This is a genomic window from Micromonospora sp. DT47, assembly GCF_049844475.1.
GTDB lineage: Bacteria > Actinomycetota > Actinomycetes > Mycobacteriales > Micromonosporaceae > Micromonospora.
The window spans coordinates 1-13,545 of record NZ_JBNCLC010000046.1; the positions used below are offsets into that span (position 1 = coordinate 1).

The following is a 13,545-nucleotide window of genomic DNA, read 5'->3' on the forward strand; positions in this document are numbered from 1 at the left end:
CGCCCAAAGAATCACAGGGGGGAAAGTCTTGTCCGGCAGGCTTCACGAGCGGGGGCTCGCGGCGCCGGGACCATGTGCAACGACCGCCGGCCCACCATCATTCCGGGGCCCGCCACCCGACCGGCCAGACCGGCGGGGGGCTTACTGCTGCGGTCGTACAGAGGGTGTAACGACCCCGGGCCGCCGACGATTCCGCCGCCAGGGTGCCGCCGGTCACGGGACACGGCCGGCCACAGACCCCGAGCCAGGACATCCGACCGCAGCCGGGCCCGGACCCTCGACCACATCGGGGCGCGACCCCGCCGCGACCGGCCGATCACGGCACGAGGGACACCCGACGCCATCCTCCGCGAGGGCCCCAGCCGGCACCAAACCCGACATACATCGCAGCCCCGACCCCGGGTGCACCTCGCCAACGCGCCGTCGACACCCGGCAACGGCTTCGGGTGCAGCTGTTGTCGCTCCAGCGACGTCCGCGGAAAGCGGCGGGTTCTGCCGTTGGCAGATCCGCTACGGGTGAACGGCACTCCCGTCCGCCGCCGTGACCGGGCAGGCTGGGACGCATGAGACTGCTGGTGCTGGGCGGGACGGGGTTCGTCGGTGGGGCGACGGTGGCCGAGGCGGTACGCCGGGGCTGGTCGGTGTCGGTGTTCAACCGGGGGCTGCACGGCGCTGTCCCGCCGGGCGTACACCGGTTGCGGGGTGACCGGACCGCGCCGGACGGGTTGGCGGCGCTGGCCGGCGGCGAGTGGGACCTGGTGGTCGACACCTGGGACGGCGCCCCGCGGGCGGTACGGGACGCGGCCCGCGCGCTGGCCGGTTCGGCCGGCCACTACGCGTACGTCTCCAGCGGCTCGCTCTACGCCCCGCCCGTGCCGGCGGGAGTCGGGGAGGAGGCGCCGGTGGTGGACGCCGCCGACGGGGACTACGCGCAGTGCAAGGCGGGCGGGGAGCGGGCCGCGACGCAGGTGTTCGGGGAGCGGGCGTTGCTGGTGCGGGCCGGGCTGATCCTCGGACCGGGGGAGGACATCGGCCGGCTGCCCTGGTGGCTGGCGCGGGTCGCCCGGGGCGGGGACGTGCTCGCGCCGGGCCCGGCGGACCTGCCCGTGCAGTACGTGGACGTGCGGGACCTGGCGGCGTGGACGCTGGACCGGGCCGCGGCGGGGATCGGCGGGGCGTTCAACGTGATCAGTCGTCCCGGACACACCACGATGGGCGAACTGCTCGACACCGTGGTCGCGGTGACCGGCTCGGGCGCCCGGCTGCGCTGGACCGACCCGGAACCGATCCTGGCCGCCGGGGTGGTCCCCTGGAACGACCTGCCCATCTGGATCCCGACCGGCCACGAGTACCGGTGGCTGCAGGAGCGCGGCGTGGAGAAGGCGTACGCGGCGGGGTTGACCTGCCGGCCGGTGGCCGCGACGGTCGCCGACACCTGGCGCTGGTTGCGGGAGGTGGGGTCGGTGCCGCCGCGCGCCGGCCGCCCGGCGCGGGTGGCGGTGGGGCTGGACCCGGAGCGGGAGGCGGCGCTGCTCGCCGCGCACCACCCCGCCTGACCACGACGGCCGCCGGCCCCGGCACCGACGGGGGCGGGGCCGGCGGCGCGGGGGCGGGGCCGAGAGGGGGTACGGCTCAGGCGGGCACCACGGGCAGGTCCAGCACCTCGTCCACGGTGCGCCGCGGGGTGGCCACCCCGGGCTGGCCGTACCCGATCCGCATCACCATCTGCGGGGTGCCGAACCGGCCCAGCGACAGCCGCAGCTGCTCCCGGGCGCCGGGCACCTCGATCGGCTGGGAGAGCATCGACACGCTCAGCCCGGCGTCGGTCGCGGTGAGCAGCACCCGTTGCAGGGCCTGCCCGGCGACGAGCTGGTCGGTGGCGGTGTTGCCGGCCGAGCCGAGGACCGCGACCAGCGGCTCCGGCTCGAAGTCCCGGCCGGGGGCCCGGTTGCGGCCGCCGAAGGCGCGGGCGGGCAGCAGGTCCTGCGGTTCGCTCTGCGGGCCGCCGGCGGTGGCCGGCACCCCGTCGGGCGCCGGTTCCCGGCGGATCCACTCGTCCCGCTCGTCCCGGTAGCCGGGGTCGCGTTCGAGCACGCGGTGGGCGCTGCGGGCGATCTCGGCGAAGGCGTTGACGGCGCTGGCACCGATCAGCAGCTCCAGCCAGCACTGTTCGGCGCGGGCCGCCTCGCCGAGCCGCCAGCGGGCGTCGGCGGGCACCGGGTCCGGCCAGAACGGCGCCCGGTTGCTGAACCGGCGCGGGATGGCCGCGTACAGGCTCTGCTCGGTCGGGGTGGGGCGGCGCGGCACGTCCGGGACGAGCCGGGCCACCACGTCCGGCTCGGCCGGGTACGGCCGCAGCCGGACGGTGCCCGTGGTGCCGGCCACGGCGAGCGCCAGCCGCAGGTTGAACAGCGCCGCCCCGCAGGCGATCCGGGCGCCCCAGCCGCTCGGGTCGGTGGCGGGCAGCCGGCGCGCCGGGTCGATGGACAGCTCGATCCCGCCGTCGCGCAGCCGGAACCGCCACGGCTGGGTGTTGTGCAGGGAAGGCGCGCGGACGGCGTCCGCGGCAGCGGCCCGCAGCTGCGCGGCGGTGAAGCCGGTGTCCATGGTGATGCTCCTTCCGTGGCAGGTCGTGCCGTCCCCGTTTGGTTCATCTACACGGTGCGTCACCGTCCGGTGCCCCGGGCAGGGCCGGACGTCCCGTCCCGGGCGGGCCTGCCTGCCCGGCGTGGCGCGTCACGGTAGGGACCTTCGGCCCGTGCGCGGGGCGGTCCGGGCGGGTAGAAACGAGGGATGATCCGGGTGTTCCTCCTCGACGACCACGAGGTCGTCCGTCGTGGCCTTGCCGACCTGCTGCAGAGCGGCGGTGACATCGAAGTGGTCGGTGAGTCCGGCTCCGCGCAGGAGGCCTCCCGACGCATCCCCGCCCTCCGGCCGGACGTGGCGATCCTCGACGCCCGGCTGCCCGACGGCAACGGCATCGACGTGTGCCGGGACATCCGGGCGGTCGACTCGTCGATCAAGGGTCTGATCCTCACCTCGTACGAGGATGACGAGGCGCTGTTCGCGGCGATCATGGCGGGGGCGGCCGGCTACGTGCTCAAGCAGATCCGCGGCACCGACCTGGTCGACGCGGTGCGTCGGGTGGCGGCCGGTCAGTCGCTGCTCGACCCGGCGATCACCACCCGGGTGCTGGAGCGCATCCGCAGCGGCGTCGAGCAGCCCCGCGAGCTGAAGACGCTCACCGAGCAGGAGCGCCGCATCCTGGAGTACGTGGCCGAGGGGCTGACCAACCGGGAGATCGCCGGGAAGATGTTCCTGGCCGAGAAGACGGTGAAGAACTACGTCTCCAGCGTGCTGGCCAAGCTGGGCCTGGAGCGGCGTACCCAGGCGGCGGTGCTGGCCACCCGGCTGCTCGGCAAGACCCACTGACGCCGGCGCGCCGGCGCCGGGTCCCGGCGCGGGGCGGTCAGTCGCGCAGCGGCACGCTCCAGTAGAGCTCGGTGCCGTGCGGGCTCACCGGGCGTACCTCGAACTCGCCGCCGTGCCGCGCAGCCCGTTCCCGCAGGTTGACCAGGCCGCCCCGGGCGGCGGCCGGGTCGCAACCCTTGCCGTCGTCGGCGACGGTGACCGCGACCCGCCCGGCGTCGACCCGGACCGCGACGGCGACCCGGCCGGCCGCGGCGTGGCGGACCGCGTTGGAGAGCGCCTCGCGCAGCACGGCGGTGAGGTCCGGACGGACCGACTCGGGCACCGCGCTGTCGAGCGGGCCGTCGAGTTCCACGGTGGGCCGGAAGCCGAGCGACCCGGCGGCCACGTCGATCGCCTCCCGGATCTCGGTGCGCAGCGCCGCGCTCATCGGGGTACGCAGCTCGAAGATGGTCCGGCGGATGTCCCGGATGGTGGCGTCGAGGTCGTCGACGGCCGCGTTGATCCGCTTGGCGACCTCGGGCCGGGCGTTCATCGGGGCGGCGCTCTGCAGTTGCAGGCCGGTGGCGAAGAGCCGCTGGATCACCACGTCGTGCAGGTCGCGGGCGATCCGCTCGCGGTCCTCCAGGACCACCAGCAGCTCACGTTCCTCCTGGCCGCGGGCCCGTTCCATGGCCAGCGCGGCCTGACCGGCGAAGCTGCCCAGCAGCTTCACGTCGTCGTCCGTGGCCCGGCCGGAGTCCGGCCGGTGCGCGATCACCAGCACGCCGTGCAGGGTGTCCGCCGCGGCGAGCGGGGAGACCACCGCCGGCCCGGCCACCACCGGCACCGGCCACGGCGCGACCTGGGCCAGGTCCTCCACCAGCTCGTGCCGGCGTTCGGTGACCGAGCCCGCGAAACTGGTCTCGCCGGCCGGCAGCACCGCGCCGACCAGCTCCCGCACGGCCCCGTCGGCGGAGTCGACCACCTCGACGGTGAACTGGCCGGCGTCCTCGTCGTAGAGCAGCACCAGGGCGAGCTCCGCCTCGGCGACCTCCCGGGCCCGGCGGGCCACCAGGGCCAGCGCGTCGGTGCGCCGGACCTCGCCGAGCAGCACCGAGGTGATCTCGGCGGTGGCGGCGAGCCAGCGTTCCCGCCGGTGGGCCAGCGCGTAGAGGCGGGCGTTCTCGATCGCCACGCCGGCCGCGGCGGCGAGCGCCACCACGATCTCCTCGTCGTCCTCGCTGAACTCCGCCGCGCCCTGCTTCTCGGCGAGGTAGAGGTTGCCGAAGACCTGGTCGCGGATGCGTACCGGCACGCCGAGGAAGGTGTGCATCGGCGGGTGGTGCGGCGGGAACCCGTACGACTTCGGGTGCTGGGTGATGTCCGGCATCCGGACCGGGCGGGGTTCGTCGATGAGCAGGCCGAGCACGCCCCGGCCGTGCGGCAGGTCGCCGATCTTGGCGTGCAGCTCCTCGCTGATGCCGTGGATGATGAAGTCCTGCAGCAGCCGGTCGGGCCCGATCACGCCGAGCGCGCCGTACCGGGCGCCGACCAGTTCGCAGGCCGACTGCACGATCCGTTGCAGGGTGCTGCGCAGGTCGAGGTCCGAGCCGATGCCGACCACCGCGTCCAGCAGGGCGCGCAGCCGCTCCCGGCTGGTCACCACCTCGCCGACCCGGTCGAGCATCTCCTGGAGCAGTTCGTCCAGGTGGACCCGGGACAGCGGGCTCAGGCCCAGCGAGGGGAGGTGCTCCTTGCGGGGGTTCGGTGAGCTGGCGGCCACGCAGGCGATGCTATCGCCCGGTGACCGTCCGGGACGAGCCCGTCACGAGCGCTGGTCGCGTACCGCCGAGGTGTCCACCACCTGCTCGGTGGGGAGCCGCGGGGTGTGCGGGGGGCCGGCGTGCGTCGGGTCCGCGATCCCCAGGCGGAGCACGAGGTACGGGAAACCGAGGCCGCTGAGCAGCTGACGCAGCGTCTGCCGGGTGCCGGGCACCTCCACCACGCCGGAGAGCGGCACCACGGACACCCCGAGCCGGGTGGCGGTCAGCCAGAGCGCGGAGAGCGCCTCGCCGGCGCGCAGCCAGCTGTCCGGCTCGTCCTCGTCGCCGAAGAGCAGCCCGTACACGGCGGCCTTGTCGTGGCCGGGGCCGACCGGCAGGCTGCCGGGGTGGCCGAAGTCGCGGCCGGGCACCGTCGTCTGCGGCTGCTCCTGCGGCAGCACCTCCGGCGGCAGGCCGGTGCCGGCGCCGGCCCGGCTGGTCCAGTACTGCAGCTCCTCGCGCAGCTGGGAGTCCTCCGCCGCGACCGCCCCGGCGTGCGAGGCCGCCGCGGCCAGCTCCATCACCTGATCGGAGTCGAGGATCTGCAGGCGCGCCCCCTCCGCGCTGGCCGCGCGGGTGATCTCGCTGAGCGCGCTGGTCGGCACCGGTTCGTCGCTGACCGGGCGCCGGTCGGTGTGCCGGACCTGCATGCACTGCACCGTGTGCATGGCGTCCGGGTCGGTGCCGGAGCGGTGCGGGTCGGTCAGCCGGGCCAGCAGGTCTGGTTGCGCCGGGTCGGGCAGCCGCTCCACCACGGCGGTCCAGCCCTCGGCGGCGAGCGCGAGCCGGGCGTGGTGCAGGGCCGCGCCGCAGCTGAGCGCGACCAGGCGCCCCTCCGGGTCGGTGGCGGCCAGCTGGCGGTCCCGGGCGACCCGCAGCTCCAGCGCGTCCGGCAGCACCTTCCAGCGCCACGGCTGGGTGTTGTGCACCGAGGGGGCGTGGCCGGCCATCGCGGCGGCCTCCGCGAGGGCGGTGGTCAGCGGGCGGTCAGTGGCTGGCGTTTCCTGGCTCATCGTCACGACCTCTCCGTTTCTCCCGATCGTGCCCCACCGAACGGTCCCGTGGGCGGGGTTGCCGCTCCATCCTGTGTCATCGTCGAGTCGGGCGCACGGTACGCAGGTCCCCTCCACCGGGCATTTCGGCCCGTCCGGTTCCTCCGGATCGGCCGGTCTCCACCGCGTGGGACGATCCGCGGGTGGGGGCAGAGGAGCGCGAGTGCGTCCCGGAGCGTCCGGTCGACCGGCACTGTCACCCGCACAGCGACGCGCGTGGTGCGGTGCACGACCGGCGGCGCAGACGGATCCCCACGACGAGGCACGAACCGAAAGCCAACACCACCCGCACGACACCTCCCATGGGCGACCAACCCGGCGAACGTTCGTGGACACCGCACTAGCGTTCCCGGGCCACCGCCACCGGGCAGTGGGCGTGCTGGATCAGCTGCTGGCCGACCGAGCCGAGCAGCATCCCGCGCAGCCCGCCCCGGCCGCGGCTGCCGACCACCACGAGCTGGGCGTCCCGGCTCGCCTCGACCAGGGTCGCGGCCGGGTTGCCGGGCATGACGTCCACGGTGACCGGTATGTCCGGAAAGGTCTCCCGCCACTGGCTGAGCGCCTTGTCGACCTCGGCCCGCAGTTGCGTGCCGGTCTCCTCCGCGTCGTAGTCCGCGGGCCGCCACCGTTCGGCCGGCGGCTCGAAGACCCGGACCACCCGCAGCGGCACCTCCCGCTGGGCGGCCCGCTCGACCGCGAAGCCGAGCGCCACCAGGGAGGAGTCGGAGCCGTCGAAGCCGGCCAGCACCGGGCCCGCCGCCCCGGCCTGGTCCTCGCGGACCACCACCACCGGGCAGTGCGCGTGGGAGGTCACGGTCACCGCGGCCGAGCCGGCGAGCAGCCCGCCGAAGCCGCCGTGGCCCCGGCTGCCCAGCACCAGCAGACCCGCCTCGGCGGACCGTTCCTCCAGCACCAGGGCGGGCGGCCCGTCGAAGACCTCGCCGCGCACCCTGGTGCCCGGTCGGCGGGCGGCGGCGTCCGCCGCCGCCCGGTGGACCAGGTCCTCGACCTGCCGGCGGGCGTTTTCGTCCGGCCAGATCCCGGGGGCCACCCCGGGTCCGATCCAGCCGGCCACGGTCAGCCACTCGAAGACGTACGCCAGGCGGACCGGCCGGCCGCTGCGCTCCGCCTCGGCCAGCGCCCAGTCCAGGGCCACCGTGGCGTCGGCGGAGCCGTCGTAGCCGACCAGGATCTCGTCGGAAATCATGGCTGCGGCGCTCGCCGGCTCACTCCTCGCGCTCACCGCCCGCTCCGCAGCCCGGGGTCGGTCTCCCGGATCCACCGCCACTCGGCGATCCGCGGGTCGTCCTCGCCGTACCGACGGGTGTAGTCGCGGCAGGACTGCCGGGCGTCGACCATCTTCTGGCGCAGGTGAGCCGCCCGCGAGGCGAGCCCGGGCAACCGGTCGATGACGTCGATGACCAGGTGGAAGCGGTCCAGGTCGTTGAGCATCACCATGTCGAACGGCGTGGTGGTGGTGCCCTCCTCCTTGTAGCCGCGCACGTGCAGGTTGCCGTGGTTTGTCCGCCGGTAGGTGAGCCGGTGGATCAGCCACGGGTAGCCGTGGTAGGCGAAGATGATCTGCTTGTCGCGGGTGAAGATGGTGTCGAACTCGCTGTCCGGCAGGCCGTGCGGGTGCTCCGACGGCGGCTGGAGCCGCATCAGGTCGACCACGTTGACCACCCGCACCTTCAGCTCGGGCAGGTGCTGGCGGAGCAGGTCGGCCGCGGCGAGGGTCTCCAGGGTCGGCACGTCGCCGGCGCAGGCGAGCACCACGTCCGGTTCCTGGCCGTCGTCGCTGCTGGCCCAGTCCCAGATGCCCAGGCCGCGCCGGGCGTGCTGGATGGCCTCGTCCATGGTCAGCCAGTTCGGCGCCGGCTGCTTGCCGGCCACCACCACGTTGATGTAGTGCCGGCTGCGCAGGCAGTGGTCCATCGTGGAGAGCAGCGTGTTGGCGTCCGGCGGCAGGTAGACCCGGACCACCTCGGCCTTCTTGTTGGCCACGTGGTCGATGAAGCCCGGGTCCTGGTGTGAGAAGCCGTTATGGTCCTGCCGCCACACGTGGCTGGAGAGCAGGTAGTTCAGCGAGGCGAGCGGCTGCCGCCAGGGGATGCCCCGGGTCACCTTGAGCCACTTGGCGTGCTGATTGACCATGGAGTCGACGATGTGGATGAACGCCTCGTAGCTGGTGAAGATGCCGTGCCGGCCGGTCAGCAGGTAGCCCTCCAGCCAGCCCTGGCAGAGGTGTTCGGAGAGCACCTCCATCACCCGGCCGTCGGGGGAGAGGTGGTCGTCATCGTCGGTGGCGCCGGCGACGAAGGCCCGGTCGGTGACCTCGAAGGCCGCGCCGAGCCGGTTGGAGGCCACCTCGTCGGGGCCGAAGAGGCGGAACGTCTGCGGGTTCGCGGTGATCACGTCCCGTACCCACGTGCCCAGCTGACCGGTGGCGCTGGCCGGCGGTTCGCCCGGACTCTGCACGTCGACGCCGTAACCGCGGAAGTCCGGCAGGGTCAGGTCGCGCAGGACGGTCCCGCCGTTGGTGACCGGGTTGGCGCTCATCCGCCGATCTCCCTTGGGCGGGAGCGCGGCGAGTTCGGCGACCGGTGCGCCGGTGGCGTCGAAGAGCTCCTCCGGCCGGTAGCTGCGCAGCCAGCGCTCCAGCTCGGCCAGGTGCTGGGGGTTGTCCCGTACCTCGTCGATGGGCACCTGGTGGGCGCGGTAGGTCCCCTCGACCTGCTTGCCGTCGACCTGGCCGGGGCCGGTCCAGCCCTTCGGCGTACGCAGGATGATCATCGGCCAGCGGGGGCGCTGGACCGCACCGCCGGAGCGGGCCCGGCGCTGGATCTCGGCGATCTCGTCGCAGGCCCGGTCCAGGGTGGCGGCCAGGAGCTGGTGCACCGTCTCCGGGTCGTCGCCGGCGACGATGTACGGCTGGTAGCCGGAGCCGCGCATCAGGTCGAGCAGGTCGTCGGTGGGGATCCGGTCCAGCACCGTCGGGCTGGCGATCTTGTAGCCGTTGAGGTGCAGGATGGGCAGCACCGCGCCGTCGCGGGCCGGGTTGAGGAAGACGTTGGACAGCCAGCTGCCGGCGAGGGGGCCGGTCTCCGCCTCGCCGTCACCGATCACGCAGGCGACCAGCAGGTCGGGGTTGTCGAACGCGGCGCCGTAGGCGTGGCTCAACGCGTACCCGAGCTCGCCTCCCTCGTGGATCGAGCCGGGCACCTCCGCGGCGACGTGGCTCGGGATGCCGCCGGGGAAGGAGAACTGGCGGAAGAGCTTGGCCATGCCGGTCTCGTCCCGGCCGACGGAGTGGTAGAGCTCGCTGTAGGTGCCCTCCAGCCAGGTGTTCGCCACCAGGGCCGGGCCGCCGTGCCCGGGGCCGGTGACGTACATGGCGCTGATGTCCCGGGCGACGATGACCCGGTTGAGGTGCGCGTAGATCAGGTTGAGCCCCGGGCTGGTGCCCCAGTGGCCGAGCAGCCGCGGCTTGACGTGCTCGGGGGCCAGCGGTTCGCGCAGCAGCGGGTTGTCGAGCAGGTAGATCTGCCCGACCGTGAGGTAGTTCGCCGCCCGCCAGTAGGCGTCCAGCCGGCGCAGCTCGTCTTCGGTCAGGGGGCTGTGCAGGTCGAGAGCGGTGTCCATACGGCATGAGCCTCTCGCGGGTCGGGGAGTCGTGCACCCGGAAGCGCGATTTTTGTTCCGGGCCGGTCCAACTTCACGCCCCGGGCCCGGGGCCGTTAAGGGTCGTTGGTCCCGGGCCGTGAGGGCGTCATGCCCCGTCCGGCAGGGCGGAGGCCAATCCACGGACGACGATGATCGGCGCCGGCGAGTGGTAGAGCAGGGACTGGCTGACCGCGCCGAGCATGCCCCGCCACGGCTCGTCGCCCCGGGCGCCGACCAGCGCGATCTGCGCGGACCGGGACTGCTCGATCAGGACGGTCCCCGGGTCACCCCGGACGGTGTGGCACTCCGCCGCCACCGATGGGTGGGGCCGGCCGGCCCGGGCCACCGCCTCGGCGAGCAGCTCGTCGCCGTCGTCGGGGCGTCCCGGTTCGACCACTCGCACCGCGAGGATGCGGGCCTGCCGGCGGGCGGCGCAGTCGAAGGCGAAGCCGAGCGCGGCCCGGGAGCTCGCCGAGCCGTCCACCCCGACCAGCACCGGGCCGGGCGGCGGGGGCTCGGGGCGGACCACCAGCACCGGGCAGCCGGCCCGGGCGGCGAGTTGCACGGCCGGCGAGTCGGCCGGCACGCAGTTGCCGCAGCCGGCCATGCCGCCGTCGCCGATCGCCACCAGGAACGCCGACTCGGAGTGGCGGGCCAGCGCCGCGACCGGCGCCCCCTCGACGATCTCGCCGCGGACCGGCAGCGCCGGCTCGAGCTGGTTGGCGAGGGCGGCGGCCCGGGCGATGAGTGCGTCGGCCTCGGCCCGCGGCCCGGCCACCGACGGCGCCGCGAACGCCGCCTCCCAGTTGAAGGCGTGCAGCAGGGTCAGGTCTCGACCGTGCGCCGCAGCCTCCCGGGCGGCCTCCCGGACCACCGCCATGGCCTGCTCCGTCGGGCCGATGCCGGCCACCACCGGCGCGCCGGCGGATCCGGTCATCCGGCTCACCTCCCGGGCGTCCCGCAACGCCGTCCCCACCGACGCTAGTCGCGCCGGTGGGCTGGCGGGGCGGGATCGGGCGCACCGGCGGGCGCCGGGCGGCTCAGCGGAACTGGAGCCGGTTGACCGCGTCGAAGACCCGCGCGCCGAACAGCCGGCGGCTGTGCACCATCGCCCAGGCGGCGGCGGTGACCAGGTAGCGGGTGCGCGGCCGGCGGGCGGTGACCGCCCGCTCGATCACCCGGGCCACCGTCTCCGGGGTGGCGGCGAGCAGCGTGTTGCCGTACGACCTGGCCATCGCCGCGTCGACCGAGGCGACCATCGTCCGGTACGGCCCGGCCGGGTCGGCGCCCGCGCCGAGCGACTCGGCGGCCACCGCCCCGAAGCCGGTGCGGATCAGCCCCGGCTCGACGATCGCCACGTCGATGCCGAACGGCCGCACCTCCTGGCGCAGCGCGTCGGAGATCGCCTCGACCGCGTACTTGCTGGCGTGGTAGAAGCCCCCGCCGGGGAAGACCAGTCGGCCGCCCATCGAGCTGATGTTGACGATCCTGCCCCGGCCGGCCCGGCGCATGCCGGGCAGCACCAGTTGGGTGAGCCGGCTGAGCCCGAAGACGTTCGTCTCGAACTGGGCCCGGACCCGGTCCATCGGGGCTTCCTCGATCGGGCCGTACTCGCCGTAGCCGGCGTTGTTGATCAGCACGTCGACCTGCCCGTGCTCGGCCTCGATCGCGGCGACGGCGGCGCGCATCGACTCCTCGTCGGTGACGTCGAGGGGGAGCAGCCGGGCGCCGGCCTCGGCCAGGTCGGCGATCGCCTCGACCTTGCGGGCGGTGGCGTAGACGGTGAACTCCGATCGGCGGGCGAGCTGGCGCACGGTGGCGCGGCCGATGCCCGAGGAGGTGCCGGTGATCAGGACGGTGGTCATGACGGGGCTCCAGGGTGGGAGAGGCCGGCGACGACCAGCGCGACGCCGTCGCGCAGCCGCTGCCGGGGCAGGTCGGGGTCGGTGAGGTCGGCCTCCAGGCCGCGGGTGAGCGCGACCAGCACGTCGGCCACCGCGCGGGCCCGCGGCCCGGCGGCGTCGGCCAGCGCGCCGGCCACCACGTCGGTCAGCTCCCGGGTGTACGCCTCGACGAGGTCGCCGGTGAGCTTGGTGCTGGTGTCGAGCAGCTCGGCGGCGTGCCGGCTCTCCCGGTGCAGCTTGAGGGTCAGGTCGAGCTTGGCGCCGAGCACGGCGTGCAGCCGTTGCTCGATGGACGCCGCCGGGTCGGCCGCGGTGGCCCGGGCCTGCGCGAGGGATCCGGCGAAGAGCCGTTCGGCGAGCCGGCGGTAGGCGTCGTCCTTGTTGCGGACGTACTGGTAGACGGCGGGACGGGACATGCCGGCCGTGGCCGCGATGTCGTCCATCGTGGTGCGGCGCACGCCGTGCCGGGTGAAGCACTCGTAGGCGGCGGCGAGGATCGCGTCCAACCGTTCGTTCGACACGCTGACATTGTTTGCACAGAATGTCAGACCGTCAAGCGTGTTCGCGGTCACGTCGCATTCCCGGCACGGCGGGAGTGTCAACCAGGGTTGACAGGCGGGCGCCGTCAACGTAAGTTGACAGCATGAGTCAGGCGACGGAACTCGCGGCGGCCGCCGGCAGCACCGACCCCACGGTCGGGCTCCGCGCGGTCCTCGCCCTGCGCCGGCTCCTCGAACGGCTCGAGGTGGTCCAGGTGGACAACGCCCGTCGACAGGGCTGGTCCTGGCAGGACATCGCCGACGCGCTCGAGGTCAGCCGGCAGGCGGTCCACAAGAAGCACGCCGGGCGACCGGCGGTCAGAGGATCCTGGGAGGCGTGATGTTCGAACGGTTCACCGACCGGGCCCGCACGGTCGTCCGGCGGGCCGTGGACGAGGCCCGGGCCGAGGGGCAGCGCCCGGTCGGCACCGAGCACCTGCTGCTCGCCCTGCTGGCCGACGGCGACGCGCTCGCCGCCCGGCTGCTGGCCGACGCCGGGGTGAGCGCGGACGACCTGCGCGCCCGGATCCGGCGGCACACCGCGCACGGCGGCACCGGCCTGGCCGAGGCGGACGCCGCCGCGCTGCGCGAGATCGGCATCGACCTGGCGGCCATCGTCTCCCGGATCGAGGAGTCCTTCGGCCCGGACGCGCTGCGCGAGGCGGTCCCGGCCCCGCGCCGCCGCTGGGGCCTGCGGCGGCACGTGGGAGGCCCGTTCTCGCCGCGCTCGAGGAAGGCGCTGGAGCTGTCGCTGCGCGAGGCCCTCCGGCTGCGCCACCGCCACATCGGCACCGAGCACATCCTGCTCGGGCTGCTCCGCGAGGGCGGCGGACTCGGGGCGCTGGTGCTCACCGAAGCCGGGGTGGACCTCGACGACCTGCGGCGGCGGGTGGAGATCGCGCTGCGGACGGCGGCCTGACCGGTGGCCGGCGACCAGGGCGAGCGGTTCCCCGCCGAGACGGCCCGGCAGTGGCGGGAGTGACTGGAGGGGCACCACGACTGGAGGGGCACCACGACCGGGTCTGGCTGGTCACGTCAACTACCCGCCCGTGAATGGGTGGGCTTGCAGATCAACTCCGCTGCTGGGTGCAACGAGGTGCCGCGTGTGGGCGATTGACTGCTCCCCAGCTGTCCACACCGCGCTGGGCGATGT

12 protein-coding genes are annotated in these 13,545 nt (G+C 74.5%); 4 read left to right on the forward strand and 8 right to left on the reverse strand.

Features of this window, described 5'->3' with window-relative positions; translation table 11 throughout:
* The first annotated feature begins 563 nt into the window (after positions 1-563).
* On the forward strand, positions 564-1,556 hold the full coding sequence (locus ACLQ2U_RS31610) for an NAD-dependent epimerase/dehydratase family protein (RefSeq protein WP_425754553.1): 993 nt from the start codon (positions 564-566) through the stop codon (positions 1,554-1,556).
* Positions 1,557-1,632: 76 nt separating this feature from the next.
* On the opposite strand, the gene ACLQ2U_RS31615 is transcribed toward ACLQ2U_RS31610, so the two are convergent.
* Positions 1,633-2,607, reverse strand: coding sequence for an Acg family FMN-binding oxidoreductase (locus ACLQ2U_RS31615; protein ID WP_425754554.1), 975 nt, complete (start codon positions 2,605-2,607; stop codon positions 1,633-1,635).
* Between the two features lie 186 nt (positions 2,608-2,793).
* On the opposite strand from ACLQ2U_RS31615, the gene ACLQ2U_RS31620 reads away from it, so the two are divergent.
* A complete protein-coding gene (locus ACLQ2U_RS31620; protein ID WP_425754555.1) occupies positions 2,794-3,432 on the forward strand; it encodes a response regulator in 639 nt (212 codons plus the stop codon).
* A 37-nt stretch (positions 3,433-3,469) separates the two neighbouring features.
* Here ACLQ2U_RS31620 and ACLQ2U_RS31625 read toward each other — a convergent pair whose 3' ends face one another.
* From ACLQ2U_RS31625 to ACLQ2U_RS31655, 7 genes are all read right to left on the reverse strand, one after another.
* Positions 3,470-5,098, reverse strand: a complete 1,629-nt coding sequence (locus tag ACLQ2U_RS31625; RefSeq protein WP_425754562.1) for a GAF domain-containing protein — start codon at positions 5,096-5,098, stop codon at positions 3,470-3,472.
* 138 nt (positions 5,099-5,236) lie between these two features.
* Positions 5,237-6,247 carry an Acg family FMN-binding oxidoreductase gene (locus tag ACLQ2U_RS31630; protein ID WP_425754556.1) on the reverse strand — a complete coding sequence of 337 codons (1,011 nt, stop codon included), beginning with the start codon at positions 6,245-6,247 and terminating at the stop codon, positions 5,237-5,239.
* Between the two features lie 379 nt (positions 6,248-6,626).
* Positions 6,627-7,493: a universal stress protein gene (locus ACLQ2U_RS31635; protein ID WP_425754563.1), complete on the reverse strand. Its 867-nt coding sequence runs from the start codon at positions 7,491-7,493 to the stop codon at positions 6,627-6,629.
* 32 nt (positions 7,494-7,525) lie between these two features.
* The gene (locus ACLQ2U_RS31640) at positions 7,526-9,928 is read right to left on the reverse strand and encodes a phosphoketolase family protein (protein ID WP_425754557.1); all 2,403 of its coding nucleotides are present in this window, start codon (positions 9,926-9,928) and stop codon (positions 7,526-7,528) included.
* A gap of 127 nt (positions 9,929-10,055) precedes the next feature.
* Positions 10,056-10,886 carry a universal stress protein gene (locus ACLQ2U_RS31645; RefSeq protein ID WP_425754558.1) on the reverse strand — a complete coding sequence of 277 codons (831 nt, stop codon included), beginning with the start codon at positions 10,884-10,886 and terminating at the stop codon, positions 10,056-10,058.
* A 103-nt stretch (positions 10,887-10,989) separates the two neighbouring features.
* Positions 10,990-11,814, reverse strand: a complete 825-nt coding sequence (locus ACLQ2U_RS31650; protein ID WP_425754559.1) for an oxidoreductase — start codon at positions 11,812-11,814, stop codon at positions 10,990-10,992.
* Positions 11,811-12,374 carry a TetR/AcrR family transcriptional regulator gene (locus tag ACLQ2U_RS31655; RefSeq protein WP_425754560.1) on the reverse strand — a complete coding sequence of 188 codons (564 nt, stop codon included), beginning with the start codon at positions 12,372-12,374 and terminating at the stop codon, positions 11,811-11,813. The genes ACLQ2U_RS31650 and ACLQ2U_RS31655 overlap by 4 nt, the downstream gene beginning before the upstream one ends.
* Positions 12,375-12,496: 122 nt before the next feature.
* Between ACLQ2U_RS31655 and ACLQ2U_RS31660 the strand changes: the two genes are divergently transcribed.
* The gene (locus ACLQ2U_RS31660) at positions 12,497-12,733 is read left to right on the forward strand and encodes a helix-turn-helix domain-containing protein (protein WP_425754561.1); all 237 of its coding nucleotides are present in this window, start codon (positions 12,497-12,499) and stop codon (positions 12,731-12,733) included.
* Complete coding sequence (locus tag ACLQ2U_RS31665) at positions 12,733-13,311, forward strand: Clp protease N-terminal domain-containing protein (RefSeq protein ID WP_425754564.1); 579 nt, start codon at positions 12,733-12,735, stop codon at positions 13,309-13,311. Before ACLQ2U_RS31660 ends, ACLQ2U_RS31665 begins: the two co-directional genes overlap by 1 nt.
* Positions 13,312-13,545 lie beyond the last annotated feature (234 nt).